Origin of the sequence: Brevibacillus sp. MS2.2 (genome assembly GCF_013284345.1) — a bacterium.
Classification (GTDB): Bacteria; Bacillota; Bacilli; order Brevibacillales; family Brevibacillaceae; genus Brevibacillus; species Brevibacillus brevis_C.
Window position 1 is genome coordinate 1 of the sequence record NZ_JABSUZ010000045.1, and the last position, 13,574, is coordinate 13,574.

Consider the following 13,574-nt stretch of genomic DNA (forward strand, 5'->3'; position numbering starts at 1 on the left):
GGAGCAATTTCCTGTCCTCAGTGTTCATCGTTATTTGTGATGGCGTCTTAAGGACAAGAATTAATCTATCACGTTACCTATCTTTGAGTCAATATGTTTTTTAAAAAAGTTTTTAAGTATAATGCTCCTCCCCGAGTTTTCTGCGTCTGACATACTTGGATAACTCATTGGGAGAGGCGATTCTTGCATACATGCGAAACATAATGGAGTATCTCTCCTCCATGGCCCGCTTCACTAGTTGATCAATTCGTTTATCGCTAAAATCAAGGAGCATCTCTTCCAGCTCACGTTTTAATAAGTATTCTAGTTCCTGTACTTCTTTTGTATTAAACAAAAACCCTAGCAACGATATCGCCCTCCGCCTTACGAGTCTCTCCTCTATCCTTTCCATCAAAATTCAGCCCTATTCAAAATAAAAAGCCCTCCGTTTAGGAAGGCTTCAATTTGTTCGCAAATCTGAATTATTTCAGTAAGTTCAATTGCTGCAGTTGTGGGCCCACTGTTTCCTTGAGAATAGTTGGAGTAATCGTGCTCTCCACAATAGCAGCGACGAATAACAGAACGACCACAGTAAGAACCGCTACTGGAAATTGCTTGAGTGTATCGTACCAGTCATTTTTCAATCGTGCCAGCTTTTGGGGTTGGATTAGAACTCCCACTGAGCGTAAAGTCAGCACCCCTAAACGAATACCAACTCCCGCTGCAAACAGGATAGCTGGGAGCTCAAAAATTCCATGTGGCAAAATACCTGCACTAAAAATAACCCATGGACTTACTCCCACTGCACTGTATTTGAAAAAAATAAATCCAAGCAGCACTCCATTTGTAAGCATTCCAATTATGGGAAAGAATGCAAACAATATGCCCAGCGCCATCATCATCAATGCACTGAAAACATTATTGGAAAAAATCATCCAGAACACTGCTAAAGGTCCGCCGCCGTTATCTTTTATCCGTTCAGCAATTTCCTTTAATTGGCCCATCATTTGATCGACCATCTCTTCAACGAGCGGTGCTTGAAAATAACCAATCAAGGCACCACCAAAAAACAATAAGCATGCGGCGAAGAAATATTTTCGGTTATCAAGCCATAAATGCCGCAATCGATTGCCCATGCACCACACCCCTTTACTGCCTCTTCATTCACTATATGCATTGTACCTCAACAATAGCCAACAGGCCAAAGAATATCCTTGTCTTCCCTGCATAAACTGTTATCGGACAAAGGAGGTGCTTATCCATGAAATTCATTTACGTGATGAGCGCGAAACGATTAAAGCAAATCTTAATTATCGTCGCGGCCATCGTACTCACAGCTGGTATTGGTTATGCGGAACGCGATTCAATTGCTGCCTTTGCGGAAGGTGCCAGCACGCAAGCCCCCCAAGCTATTTATAAGGTCGACACCAAAGAAAAGAAAATCGCCCTTACCTTTGACATTAGCTGGGGCGAGACACGAGCATTACCTATACTGGATGTCTTGAAAGAAAAAAAGGTAAACAAAGCGACCTTTTTCCTCTCCTCCCCTTGGAGTCAACGACATCCGGACATCTTAAAACGCATCAAAGAAGATGGCTTAGAAATTGGTTCGCACGGTCACAAGCACGATAACTACACCAAATACTCCGATGAAGAAATTCGTTCCCAAATAGCTAAAGCGGACTCCATTCTAACCGAAATGACTGGAAAAAAACCTACGCTCATTCGGATGCCAAATGGTGATTTTGACAAACGAGTGCTGGAAATCGCCAATCGCATGGGTTATTCCGTCATCCAGTGGGATACGGACTCAAAAGATTGGACCAATCCGGGAACAGATGTGATCATCAATAATGTATTATCGAAAGCTCATCCAGGAGACATTATCCTGATGCATGCGAGCGATTCTGCAAAAGATACACATCTTGCCCTCCCTGTGATCATTGATCAACTTCGCAAGGATGGCTATGAATTCGTTACAGTATCTGAACTCATTTCGGGTACAAGTGTAGACAGCAAAGAAATTCACTAAAACAAAAAAAGCTGACCTTCATTGGGTCAGCTTTCTCTTTTTACCAGACGGTGCAATTGCATGACTTGCCAGACGTTACAAAACAATAGTGGGACAAGCATGGACAAAGTGGCACGCACATTATCTTCCTTCAATGCCGGAATCCATTCTAGTGCCGTAACGACAAACATAAAGAACGTCGTCGGTATCCATGCAGATTTATTGGTCAGACTCACTTTTCCATATGCGGTAACAATAGCGACAATCAATAATAGCGTTGGCTCAATAAAGTACGTGCCAAATCCTTTTCCTTCACCGAAGGACGTATAGCGTAGATAAATCATATCGAAAAAGACAAACAAAATAAGAAATACTTGGACACTTTTCCACAGGGAAGGTGTTTTAAATATCGTTTTAGCGAAATAATTAATCGTCATATACGCAAAAAAACCCATCTGAGCCACAATACTAATGGTCATTCCATACAGTAGATACATGAACAAGCCGACAAAAAAGTTACCCGTACTTCCTACGAGCAGCTTGTCTAAATAAAAAATAAGGGCAACCAGGATCCCACCTAATCCCCCAAGCAAGAGCGTGGTAATAAAAAGCCATCCATACTTACGTAAACTCACCAAGTATTCCCTCCCATCCACATCGAATATGATTGTACCAATGGATACAAGAAAATACTAGCGTAAGAACAAAACAAAATGCACACGTTACTTGTAGGCAGAGTAAAGAAGGAGGTGTCCACCCCATGAGAAAAAAGACAATGTCTTTTTGGTTAACCGCTCTTTTCTGTCTGGTGCTGACCAGTTGCGGGGGTAGCGGACAAGCACAAAGTTCGTCTCAGCCTGATTATAAAAACGTCAAAGACATGGTGCTGGACATATTGCAGACGGACGAAGCGAAGCAATCTGTAAGTAAGATGATGAAGGACGAAAAGTTTAAACAAAATCTGATGCTCGACGAATCGACAGTACGGACAACTTTGATTCAAAGCATGACGAATCCCAATAGCACGCACATCAAAGAGGCGTTTAAAGACCCTAAGTTTGCAAGCGCCATGGCGAAATCCATGAAGAACGAGCAAAAAACGCTAATGAAGGACCTGATGAAGGACCCTGAATACCAAAAAGAGCTTATAAGCGTAATGAAAGACCCTGAATTTGAGAAAAATTTGATGGACCTGATGAAAAGCTCTGCTTATCGACAACAAACCATGCAAGTGATGAAGGAATCCCTGCAAAGTCCTTTGTTCCAGGCTGAACTCATGAAGATCATGACCAAAGTTTCCGAGGACATGACAAAACCAAAGGAACTGAAGCCGAAGAAAAAAGGAAAGGGAAAAGAAGGTGGTGGAGGTGGCGGCGGCGGTGGCGGCGGCAACCCTTCCTCCTAAAACGCAAAGGTGAGCTCTATTGCAGAGCCCACCTTTTTCATCTTCTTGGATATTATTGTTTGACAGCTTCCCCGCATTTTTCTATGACACGTTTGGCCATATCGATGTACAGCTGACCAATTTCCGTCTTTTCTCCATAAATCGATGGGGAATAATCAGGTTCAGATGGATGATTATCTGGTTGGCCCAGTGGAATTTGAGCGAGCAACTCACATGCCAATGTCTCGGCAAGCTTAGCCCCTCCACCACGCCCGAATACGTACTCTTTCGAACCATCCTTTGCTTCGTACCACGCCATGTTCTCCACAATACCGAGGATTTCATGACCAGTCCGTTTTGCCATAGCTCCTGCGCGAGCTGCTACAAACGCTGCAGTAGCATGAGGAGTCGTTACCACAATCTCCATGCTTTGCGGAATCATGGTGTGTACGTCGAGGGCCATATCACCCGTTCCTGGAGGCAAGTCCAACAAGAGGTAATCCAATTCTTCACCCCAGTGTACTTCCGTGAAAAAGTTACGCAGCATTTTACCCAACATAGGGCCTCGCCAAATGATCGGAGAGTTATCCTCCACAAAAAAGCCCATGGACATAACCTTTACATTTTGCTTTTCAACAGGCAGAATGGTTTCACCAATTACCGTTGGACGTTGTTCAATATTCATCATATCGGGCACACTAAAGCCGTAAATGTCTGCGTCGATAATGCCCACTTTTTTTCCTAAACGCGCGAGCGCAACAGCCAGGTTCACTGTCACCGTCGATTTTCCGACGCCACCTTTTCCGGAAGTGACCGCAATAAAGGTCGTATTTGAATCCTTCGCCAAGATCGGGTTCAAGAGGGGAGCTTGTCCCGGTGCCATGTTATGTGTTTGCCCACCTTGGTTCTTGCGAAGCTGGGCAGACAGAGCAGCACGTTCCTCGTCTGTCATTGATCCGAATTGCAGGCGTACTTCTTCGGCTCCTAACGCTTTCACAGCTGCGATGACATCGTCCTCGATCTTGGCTTTGAGTGGACAGCCCGAAATCGTCAGAACGACCGTGAGGCTTACTGTCTTGCCTTCAATATGGATATCCCGAATCATGTTGAGCTCGACCAAGCTACGATTAATTTCAGGGTCTTTTACATCGCGTAGTGCTTCGAGAACCTGTTCTCTGGTCAACATTCTGGTTCACCTCATCTATGATCTTTTCAAACATTTCCATGCTGGTATAACGACAGCGTATGCGCGTTCATTATAGCATATTCGGGCGGTAGGGACACGACCACCGCCCTCTTAAGGTGTAATTGGTGCTTTTTCTCCCGAGTACTGACGTAAGATCCCCTGATAAATGGCATTTGCCATAGCCTTTTGGTATTCAACGCTCTGAAGTCGCTTTGCCTCCTCCGTATTGCTGACAAAGCCTACTTCTACCAAAACGGCCGGGCAGTTTACCTCCCGAATCAAGAACACATTATTCGTCTTACTCGGAACCCGATCTGTATGACCGATCACCCGTTTGATTTCATCTTGTATCAAATAAGAAACTTCTGCGCTCTTTTTGAAGCTAGGGGAATAAAAAGTCTGTGCACCCGACCATTTCGGAGAAGGGATGGAATTGACGTGTATACTGACCAAAAAATCCGGTGTACTATCATTTACCAGCCTTACTCGGTTTCGGATATCCTCAGATTTTCGTTTGCGTGCCTGCGCGGCATCTGGACTCGCCAAATCCTTGTCTTCCTCCCTCGTCATAACTACAAACGCTCCTGACTGCTGAAGGAAATCCCGCAAGTACATGCTAATGGCCAACGTCACTTCTTTCTCCACCACATCCCCAGCTTTGGAAACGGCACCGCCGTCTATTCCCCCATGCCCAGGGTCAATGGCTATGACCGTTCCCGTCAACGGCAACGACCATGCCTGCCAGGAAGAGCGATCAGGCGCTTCGTAGGTGAACAACAGCATGAGTACCGCAAAAGCCAATATCCAGCCTACTCCTTTTCGTGTCACAGTGTATCGTCCCCTTTGTCCCATTCTCGTTCCATCATATGGACAAACATGGACAAATATACCCGTTTGTGAAAAGGAAAAACCCCCTGCCTGCGAACAGACAAGGGGTTGTATCGAACAGCAATTAGCGCTTGGAGAATTGAGGTGCGCGACGAGCTGCTTTCAAGCCGTATTTCTTACGTTCTTTCATACGAGGATCGCGAGTCAGGAAGCCAGCGCGTTTCAGAGCGCCGCGCAGTTCCGGATCTGCTTTCAGCAGAGCGCGAGCAACGCCGTGACGGATTGCACCAGCTTGACCAGTGGTTCCGCCGCCGTTTACGTTAACCAATACATCGTAACGACCAAGAGTTTCAGTCAGAACGAGTGGTTGTTTTACGATCAATTTCAGTGTTTCCAAACCAAAGTAAGTATCCATTTCACGCTTGTTGATCACGATGCGACCTTCACCTGGAACCAGGCGAACGCGTGCTACGGAGTGCTTACGACGACCTGTACCGTAGTATTGTACTTGTGCCACGTATATTTCCTCCCTTTACCTTAACCGCGAATTTGCCAAACTTCTGGTTTTTGTGCTGCGTGTGGATGCTCAGTTCCAGCGTATACTTTCAGCTTGGTGAACATTTGACGTCCCAGGCTGTTTTTAGGCAGCATGCCTTTTACCGCCAGTTCGAACATACGATCTGGGCGTTTGTTCAGCATTGCGCCAGCAGTGGTCTTTTTCAAACCACCTGGATACAGGGAGTGAGTGTAGTAAATTTTGTCATTCAGTTTGTTACCAGTCAATTTCACTTTGTCAGCGTTGATTACGATTACGAAATCGCCAGCGTCAACGTGAGGAGTGAATTCTGGTTTCAATTTTCCGCGCAGGATAGAAGCTACTTCGCTCGCCAGACGACCCAGCGTTTGGCCTTCAGCGTCAACGATGTACCATTTGCGCTCAACTTCGAGCGGTTTCGCCATATATGTGGTACGCATTTTTGTCCCTCCTAAATATCTTACCTAACACATATCCATCTACTTATAACCAAAACAACCGAAACTTGCAATGGAAGATAATTGCTGTTACGGGTGAGCAACTCTTCCAGGTGTTCCATGTATTCACGATCTTGTCTTTCAATCCCGGGGCTAGAGTGGGGCTAGGCGGGGTTAAAATACCAAGGAATATCGTACTACATAGACGCCCCTTAGTCAAGTGCTGCTCGTTCGTCTAATAGTTGGAAATCAGAGAACTAGTAGACAACTTCCCACATGGTCAGACCCTTGGCTGGTGCTGTCTTACCTGCCTTTTCCCGATCACATGCCGCGAGGATTTCCCTCAGTTCAGCAGGGCTTCTTTTTCCTTGCCCTACTTCAACCAAAGTCCCCACAATAATTCGAACCATGTTGTACAAAAAACCATTGCCTCGGCATGTCACCCATACCTCGTGTCCGATTTTTTCCACGGTGAGCCCGTACACAGTCCGAACCTTGTCCTCGACGAATGTTTTTGCCGAGCAAAAGGAAGTAAAATCATGTTCACCCACCAAATAATGAGCAGCCTGCTGCATCGCGTCCACATCTAACGGAAACCGGACATGGTCGGCGTAACGATGTCGAAATACATCTGCCACTGGATTGTTGTCGATGCAATATCGATATTCTTTTACTTGCACGTCAAAACGCGCATGAAAAGAGGCATCGACCTCTTCGACTGTCCGAATGACAATAGAATCAGGCAATTGATTGTTCAACACAAACCGCCATTTATCCATCGGAATGTTACTCGACGTGTCAAAGTGAATCACTTGACCTCGTGCATGAACGCCCGCATCTGTCCGGCCCGACCCGAAGACTTGAATATCTTCTCCGGTAACCCGATTCAATGCGGCTTCAATTTCACCCTGGACCGTTACTTGATCTGGCTGTACCTGAAAACCACTGAAGTCAGTTCCGTCATATGCTAATACACATCGCAGTCGCTTCATGTACGCCACCATCCAATCACGATTACCAAGATCACACTCACACCAGCTACGGTTCCATCACGCCAAGTAAACGTCAGCTTATTCAGCCGCGTTCTACCCACTCCCCCGCGATAGCCACGAGCTTCCATCGCCAAAGCCAGCTCTTCAGCACGCCGAAACGCACTAACGAACAATGGGATAGCGATCGGAATCAGGTTCTTGGCTCTGCGTACGAGACTACCACTGGTGAAATTGGCTCCTCTGGCGGTCTGCGCCTTGATGATCTTATCCGTTTCTTCCATCAGGGTCGGAATGAACCGGAGTGCAATTGACATCATCAGGGCTATATCATGAACCGGTATGCCGATCTTCCCTAGTGGTCCTAGTAAACGCTCCAAACCCTCCGTCAAATCGATTGGAGAGGTGGTCAGTGTTAGCAAGGAACTAATGAGAATCAAAAGTCCCAAGCGCAAAGAAATGAAGATCGCCTGGCGAACTCCCTGTTCTTCTACTGTAAACCATCCCCACTGAAAGTAGACCGTTCCGCCTTTCGTAATAAAAATATGCAAGACGACGGTAAATAAAATCAGGATCCAGACTGGCTTTAAGCTTTTTAATATATAGGACAATGAAAGCCTAGAAAGAAGTGCAGCATACAAGGTAAAACCAATGAGTATGGCGTAGGTTACCGTATTGTTAGCCAGAAAAATCAAGGTAGCAAAAAGGATGATGAAGAGAAGCTTGCTTCGCGGATCTGCACGATGTAAAAAAGATTGCCCTGGTACGTATTGACCAATTGCGATATTCTGCAGCATGCCTAGCCCTCCTTTGGTACGGACAGTCGTTCCAGCAGATGGGCAATCAGCTCTTCCTCCCGATAAAGGGAGCTCGGCAGACTAGCCTTGTCCGGCAGCATTTGATTCATTTGCGATACAAGAGCCACCGTTTCCGGTACATCCAAAGACAGCTCTCGGAGACGGTCCACATGCATGAATACTTCTTCTGGCTTACCCTGCAAAGCTACTTGGCCTTGTGCCATCACAAGCAAATAGTCTGCATAGCGGGCTGCCTCTTCCATGCTGTGCGTGACCAATAGTGTCGTGAGGTTCTGTTCCCGATGAATCCGGTAGATCCCTTCCAGAATCGTTACTCGTCCCGCAGGATCAAGGCCCGCAGTTGGTTCATCCAATACCAGAACCTTCGGCTGCATGGCAAGAACACCAGCCAAAGCAACACGTCGCATTTGCCCGCCACTCAAATGAAACGGCGAGCGATCCTTGATCGTGGCATAATCTAGGCCAACAATTTCAAGGGACTCCTTTACGCGGGCTTCCACCATTTCCGTTGGCAAGTCAAAATTGAGTGGTCCAAAAGCAACATCCTTCGCAACCGTTTCTTCAAACAACTGATGTTCAGGATATTGAAAGACGAGCCCAATATCGCGCCTTTGAGCATGGGGTAATCGCCGCTTTGGAGTAATGACCGCATCACCCAGGGTAATCTGCCCTGAACTAGGCATCAGCAAACCGTTCAAGTGCTGAATCAGCGTTGACTTACCTGAGCCCGTGTGGCCAATAATTCCGACAAACGAACCGGATGGAATCGTCAGCGAAATATTGTGTAAGGCAACTCGTTCGAACGGTGTTCCCTTTGCGTAGATATGGCTTACTTGGTCAAAAGTAATTTGCATACGTGCTCCACCAGCTCCTCTTGATGCAGGACAAACGGTAAATCAATCCCTTTGGATTGAAGTGCGTGTCGAAGTCGAACGGCAAATGGCACATCAAGTCCCACCTGTTTCAATCGATCTACCTCATTAAACACTTCAGTTGGCTTACCTTCCATCAGGACCTCACCCGCATTCATAACGATGACCTTATCCGAATAGATGGCTTCTTCCGGAAAGTGGGTAATGTTGATGATCGTGAGTCCCTCGTCACGGTTCAGTTGACGAGCCAGATTCAGCACTTCCATTCTCCCTTGTGGATCAAGCATCGCTGTCGCTTCATCCAAGATGATGACAGAAGGACGCATCGCCATAATCCCTGCGATCGCCACTCGTTGCTTTTGACCCCCAGACAGACGATGTGGTTGTGCCTGTAAATAAGACTCCATCCCTACAGAAACGAGCGCCTCATCAATGCGTTCTCGCATCTCTTTGGGGTCCACACCCATGTTTTCTAGGCCAAAGGCGACATCATCTTCCACTGTAGCCCCAACAATCTGATTGTCCGGGTTCTGAAAGACCATGCCAACATGTCGTCGGATTTCCCAAAGCTGCTCCCCATCTTTCGTATCCATTCCACTGATAAGTACTGTGCCGCCTTCTGGAAGCAACAGAGCATTCATCAGCTTTGCCATCGTTGATTTGCCGGAACCGTTGTGACCTAGTACGGATACAAAGGAACCTTTTTGAATGGTAAGGTCAACACCTTGTAATACCGGAACCCGTTGGCCATCCTCACCATCGTAGGTATAAGAAACATCTCGCAATGCCAGCAGGTTATCTTCATTCATGAGGCATTCACAACCTCCCCAGCCTTCACAGGGAACTGACTAGCAGGATTTCGATGAGAAAGGAAAAAAGGGTTGAATCAGAGTCCAGCCTATGACCAGATCTGCCCCCACCCTTTTCGCGGTAATCTACCAGGCTTAAAACCTGAGTAAACGACCAGTTTACATGTATTAAACGAATTCGATGTACGCCATTGGAGCAGCGTCGCCACGGCGAGGGCCGGCTTTCAGGATACGAGTGTATCCACCGTTGCGCTCTTTGAAGCGAGGAGCGATTTCATCGAACAGTTTTTGAACAGCATCGCGGCCTTCAGCATTCGCAACTTCTTTGCGAACGAAAGCAGCAACTTGACGGCGAGCATGCAGATCGCCACGTTTCGCGAGCGTGATCATTTTCTCAGCGATTGGGCGCAGTTCTTTCGCCTTCATCTCTGTAGTTTCGATGCGCTCGTTGATGATCAGGTCTGTTACCAAGTCGCGGAACAGCGCTTTACGAGCTGAGCTACGACGACCCAATTTACGTTGTGCCATGTGGTTTACCTCCCTCTTAATCGAGAGAACAAAAGTTTGCCTCTTGGTTTGCTATTCTAATCGTCACTGCGCAGGGACAAGCCCAGTTCAGCTAACTTTTCTTGAACTTCTTCAAGAGATTTGCGCCCCAGATTGCGTACTTTCATCATGTCCTCTTCGGTCTTCTGCGTCAGCTCTTGCACGGTATTAATACCGGCACGCTTCAAGCAGTTGTAGGAACGAACGGAAAGATCGAGCTCTTCGATAGTCATCTCCAAGACTTTCTCTTTCTTGTCCTCTTCCTTCTCTACCATGATTTCTGCATCCTTCGCCTCGTCAGTCAGACCAACGAACAAGTTCAGGTGCTCCGTCATGATTTTTGCGCCGAGACTCACGGCTTCTTCCGGACTGATGCTACCGTTAGTCCAAACCTCAAGTGTTAACTTGTCATAGTTGGTCATTTGCCCTACACGGGTATTTTCCACTTGATAGTTAACGCGCTTGATTGGCGTGTAGATCGAATCAATCGGAATCACACCAATAGGCAGATCCTCAGATTTGTTTCCGTCAGATTGAACATAACCACGACCACGTCCAGCTGTCATGCGGATATGCAGACGACCGCCATTGGCCAACGTTGCAATATGAAGATCAGGGTTTAAGACCTCCACATCACTGTCAGCACGGATATCTCCCGCTTTGACAACGCCTTCGCCTTCTGCATCGATCTCGATTACTTTTTCTTCATCGGAATGGATCTTCAGCGCCAAGCCTTTGATGTTCAGGATGATCTCGGTTACATCTTCAACGACGCCTTCAACCGTAGAGAATTCGTGAAGAACCCCATCGATTTGAACAGTACGAACTGCCGCGCCTGGCAAGGACGAAAGAAGAATTCGTCTCAGCGAGTTGCCAAGGGTAGTTCCGTATCCGCGCTCTAGAGGTTCTACAACAAACTTTCCATACGAGTTGTCGTCGCTAACTTCCACAACCTCGATTTTTGGTTTTTCTATTTCTATCATTAAACAAACCCTCCTTCAAAACGTCGAAATCCTTGGGTGGGCCGCATACGTGCCCACTCAGGAATTTCCCCGGCGGTTTACCGTTTGCGTGCATGACAAGCTATAAATCAGAATTTACCATTCTAGTATGGACATGTTCTGAACGATATAAACCAGTTACACGCGGCGACGTTTTGGTGGACGGCAACCGTTGTGCGGAATTGGCGTCACGTCTTTAATCATGTTCACTTCAAGACCAGTTGCTTGCAGGGAACGGATCGCAGCTTCACGACCAGCACCTGGGCCTTTTACCGATACTTCAAGGGAACGCATACCGTGTTCCATAGCAACGCGTGCAGCCGCTTCAGCAGCCATTTGCGCAGCAAATGGAGTGCTTTTACGGGAGCCTTTGAAGCCGAGGGAACCAGCACTGGACCAAGAGATCGCGTTACCGTGTGGATCCGTGATAGTGACAATCGTATTGTTGAAAGTTGAGCGGATGTGTGCTACGCCGACTTCAACATTCTTACGGTCACGACGACGGGTACGAGTTGCTGTAGCTTGTTTTCTTTTCGCCATGTCAGATTACCCTCCTTTACTTCTTCTTGTTTGCTACTGTACGGCGTGGACCTTTACGCGTACGAGCATTTGTTTTAGAACGTTGACCGCGAACTGGAAGTCCACGACGATGACGGATGCCACGGAAGCAACCGATTTCCATCAGACGCTTGATGTTGAGGGAGATCTCACGACGGAGGTCACCTTCCACCTTCACAGTTTTGTCGATGTACTCACGAAGTTTGTTCACTTCATCTTCTGTCAGATCGCGAACACGAGTGTTCATGTCTACGCCAGTAGCGGACAGAATTTTTTGAGACGTGGGGCGGCCAATACCAAAAATGTAGGTAAGAGCAACTTCAACGCGTTTTTCGCGCGGCAAGTCTACGCCTGCAATACGTGCCATGTGTCAAAAGCACCTCCTTGTTTACCCTTGTTTTTGCTTATGCTTCGGATTTTCACAAATAACCATTACGTTACCTTTGCGACGGATAACCTTGCATTTCTCGCAGATCGGTTTAACCGAAGGTCTCACTTTCATGGTTCTTGCCTCCCTTTTCTAGGGGTTTTGCTTACTATTTATAGCGGTACGTAATACGCCCGCGGGTTAAGTCGTACGGCGACAGTTCAACAGTTACTTTATCCCCCGGCAGGATACGGATAAAGTGCATGCGGATTTTTCCTGAGACGTGAGCAAGGACTTTATGTCCATTCTCTAATTCTACTCGAAACATAGCATTTGGCAAAGGTTCGATTACCGTACCTTCCACCTCAATTACATCATCTTTTGCCATGGTAAACTCTCCTTTCTTCTGCTCTTCAGTCGGACCATGAGTTTTGCGAAATGATCACACAACGAACTTATCGTCGACACGTTGGACGACAATCCCGAACCGTTCGGAACTACCGTTTTTATGTCCGTGTAAAAATCTCATAGCCATCTTCCGTAATCGCGATGGTGTGTTCAAAATGAGCACAAGTTTTCCGATCCACTGTTACTACCGTCCAATTGTCCTCCAATGTGCGGACATAACGTTCGCCGGCATTTACCATTGGCTCAATTGCCAACACCATGCCTGGTTTTAACCGCGGTCCTCGATCAGGAGGTCCGTAGTTAGGAACCTGCGGATCTTCGTGCAAGTTTTGCCCGATCCCATGCCCCACATACTCGCGAACGAGTGTGAAGCCGGCAGCTTCTGCATGAACCTGAATCGCATGAGAGATATCGGATAAGCGTCCACCCGGAACAGCTTTTTCAAGCCCCTTGTACAACGACTCTTCCGTTACTCTGAGCAGCTTCTGGTTTTCTGTTGAAATCTGACCGACCGGATACGTCCAAGCGGAGTCGCCATGGTAACCCTGAAACTGGGCACCAATGTCGATACTGATAATGTCTCCTTCTTGCAACGCCCGTTTACCTGGGATCCCGTGTACGAGTTCTTCATTGACTGAAGCACAGATACTTCCTGAAAAGCCACCATAGCCTTTAAACGATGGAATTGCTCCCATGCTTCGAATAAAGGTCTCGGCAATTTCGTCTAGCTGCTTCGTCGTGACACCAGGCTTGATCGCCTTGGCCAGTTCTTGATGGGTGAGTGCGACGATACGACCAGCTTCGCGCATAACCTCAAGTTCTGCTTTCGACTTTAGGATAATCATT

The 13,574-nt window shown here is 47.0% G+C and carries 20 protein-coding genes; 2 read left to right on the forward strand and 18 right to left on the reverse strand.

Annotation, left to right across the window (positions count from 1 at the left end; translation table 11 throughout):
• Positions 1–112 precede the first annotated feature (112 nt).
• The gene (locus HP568_RS26280) at positions 113–346 is read right to left on the reverse strand and encodes a hypothetical protein (protein ID WP_007716307.1); all 234 of its coding nucleotides are present in this window, start codon (positions 344–346) and stop codon (positions 113–115) included.
• 115 nt (positions 347–461) lie between these two features.
• The gene (locus HP568_RS26285; RefSeq protein ID WP_048035671.1) at positions 462–1,115 is read right to left on the reverse strand and encodes a stage II sporulation protein M; all 654 of its coding nucleotides are present in this window, start codon (positions 1,113–1,115) and stop codon (positions 462–464) included.
• A gap of 125 nt (positions 1,116–1,240) precedes the next feature.
• Between HP568_RS26285 and pdaB the strand changes: the two genes are divergently transcribed.
• Entirely contained in the window at positions 1,241–2,011 is a 771-nt protein-coding gene (gene pdaB, locus HP568_RS26290) for a polysaccharide deacetylase family sporulation protein PdaB (protein WP_048035670.1), read from the forward strand.
• Positions 2,012–2,037: 26 nt separating this feature from the next.
• On the opposite strand, the gene HP568_RS26295 is transcribed toward pdaB, so the two are convergent.
• Entirely contained in the window at positions 2,038–2,625 is a 588-nt protein-coding gene (locus tag HP568_RS26295) for a KinB-signaling pathway activation protein (protein ID WP_048035669.1), read from the reverse strand.
• Positions 2,626–2,750: 125 nt separating this feature from the next.
• On the opposite strand from HP568_RS26295, the gene gerD reads away from it, so the two are divergent.
• On the forward strand, positions 2,751–3,395 hold the full coding sequence (gene gerD, locus HP568_RS26300) for a spore germination lipoprotein GerD (RefSeq protein ID WP_173630663.1): 645 nt from the start codon (positions 2,751–2,753) through the stop codon (positions 3,393–3,395).
• A gap of 52 nt (positions 3,396–3,447) precedes the next feature.
• Here the strand turns inward: gerD and HP568_RS26305 are convergent, their stop codons facing one another.
• From HP568_RS26305 to map, 15 genes are all read right to left on the reverse strand, one after another.
• Positions 3,448–4,560 (reverse strand): P-loop NTPase, encoded by a 1,113-nt coding sequence (locus HP568_RS26305; RefSeq protein ID WP_048035667.1) that lies wholly within the window; start codon positions 4,558–4,560, stop codon positions 3,448–3,450.
• A gap of 111 nt (positions 4,561–4,671) precedes the next feature.
• Positions 4,672–5,388 (reverse strand): N-acetylmuramoyl-L-alanine amidase CwlD, encoded by a 717-nt coding sequence (cwlD, locus tag HP568_RS26310; RefSeq protein ID WP_137031380.1) that lies wholly within the window; start codon positions 5,386–5,388, stop codon positions 4,672–4,674.
• A 124-nt stretch (positions 5,389–5,512) separates the two neighbouring features.
• A complete protein-coding gene (gene rpsI, locus HP568_RS26315; RefSeq protein WP_005828788.1) occupies positions 5,513–5,905 on the reverse strand; it encodes a 30S ribosomal protein S9 in 393 nt (130 codons plus the stop codon).
• Positions 5,906–5,925: 20 nt separating this feature from the next.
• Positions 5,926–6,363 carry a 50S ribosomal protein L13 gene (rplM, locus tag HP568_RS26320; RefSeq protein ID WP_012684005.1) on the reverse strand — a complete coding sequence of 146 codons (438 nt, stop codon included), beginning with the start codon at positions 6,361–6,363 and terminating at the stop codon, positions 5,926–5,928.
• 254 nt (positions 6,364–6,617) lie between these two features.
• Positions 6,618–7,352, reverse strand: coding sequence for a tRNA pseudouridine(38-40) synthase TruA (gene truA / locus HP568_RS26325; RefSeq protein ID WP_048035665.1), 735 nt, complete (start codon positions 7,350–7,352; stop codon positions 6,618–6,620).
• The gene (locus tag HP568_RS26330) at positions 7,349–8,146 is read right to left on the reverse strand and encodes an energy-coupling factor transporter transmembrane component T family protein (protein WP_173630664.1); all 798 of its coding nucleotides are present in this window, start codon (positions 8,144–8,146) and stop codon (positions 7,349–7,351) included. Before HP568_RS26330 ends, truA begins: the two co-directional genes overlap by 4 nt.
• 2 nt (positions 8,147–8,148) lie before the next feature.
• Positions 8,149–9,021 carry an energy-coupling factor transporter ATPase gene (locus HP568_RS26335; RefSeq protein ID WP_056493554.1) on the reverse strand — a complete coding sequence of 291 codons (873 nt, stop codon included), beginning with the start codon at positions 9,019–9,021 and terminating at the stop codon, positions 8,149–8,151.
• On the reverse strand, positions 8,997–9,848 hold the full coding sequence (locus HP568_RS26340; protein WP_048035664.1) for an energy-coupling factor transporter ATPase: 852 nt from the start codon (positions 9,846–9,848) through the stop codon (positions 8,997–8,999). Before HP568_RS26340 ends, HP568_RS26335 begins: the two co-directional genes overlap by 25 nt.
• Before the next feature lie 168 nt (positions 9,849–10,016).
• The gene (rplQ, locus tag HP568_RS26345) at positions 10,017–10,376 is read right to left on the reverse strand and encodes a 50S ribosomal protein L17 (RefSeq protein WP_012684000.1); all 360 of its coding nucleotides are present in this window, start codon (positions 10,374–10,376) and stop codon (positions 10,017–10,019) included.
• Positions 10,377–10,432: 56 nt separating this feature from the next.
• Positions 10,433–11,377 (reverse strand): DNA-directed RNA polymerase subunit alpha, encoded by a 945-nt coding sequence (locus HP568_RS26350; protein ID WP_005828801.1) that lies wholly within the window; start codon positions 11,375–11,377, stop codon positions 10,433–10,435.
• 156 nt (positions 11,378–11,533) lie between these two features.
• Entirely contained in the window at positions 11,534–11,935 is a 402-nt protein-coding gene (gene rpsK, locus HP568_RS26355) for a 30S ribosomal protein S11 (protein WP_005828803.1), read from the reverse strand.
• 16 nt (positions 11,936–11,951) lie between these two features.
• Positions 11,952–12,320: a 30S ribosomal protein S13 gene (gene rpsM / locus HP568_RS26360; RefSeq protein ID WP_012683999.1), complete on the reverse strand. Its 369-nt coding sequence runs from the start codon at positions 12,318–12,320 to the stop codon at positions 11,952–11,954.
• A 21-nt stretch (positions 12,321–12,341) separates the two neighbouring features.
• Positions 12,342–12,455 carry a 50S ribosomal protein L36 gene (gene rpmJ / locus HP568_RS26365; RefSeq protein ID WP_003333770.1) on the reverse strand — a complete coding sequence of 38 codons (114 nt, stop codon included), beginning with the start codon at positions 12,453–12,455 and terminating at the stop codon, positions 12,342–12,344.
• Between the two features lie 34 nt (positions 12,456–12,489).
• Positions 12,490–12,708: a translation initiation factor IF-1 gene (gene infA / locus HP568_RS26370; RefSeq protein WP_003333772.1), complete on the reverse strand. Its 219-nt coding sequence runs from the start codon at positions 12,706–12,708 to the stop codon at positions 12,490–12,492.
• 118 nt (positions 12,709–12,826) lie between these two features.
• A complete protein-coding gene (map, locus tag HP568_RS26375; RefSeq protein WP_048035663.1) occupies positions 12,827–13,573 on the reverse strand; it encodes a type I methionyl aminopeptidase in 747 nt (248 codons plus the stop codon).
• Position 13,574: the final 1 nt, after the last annotated feature.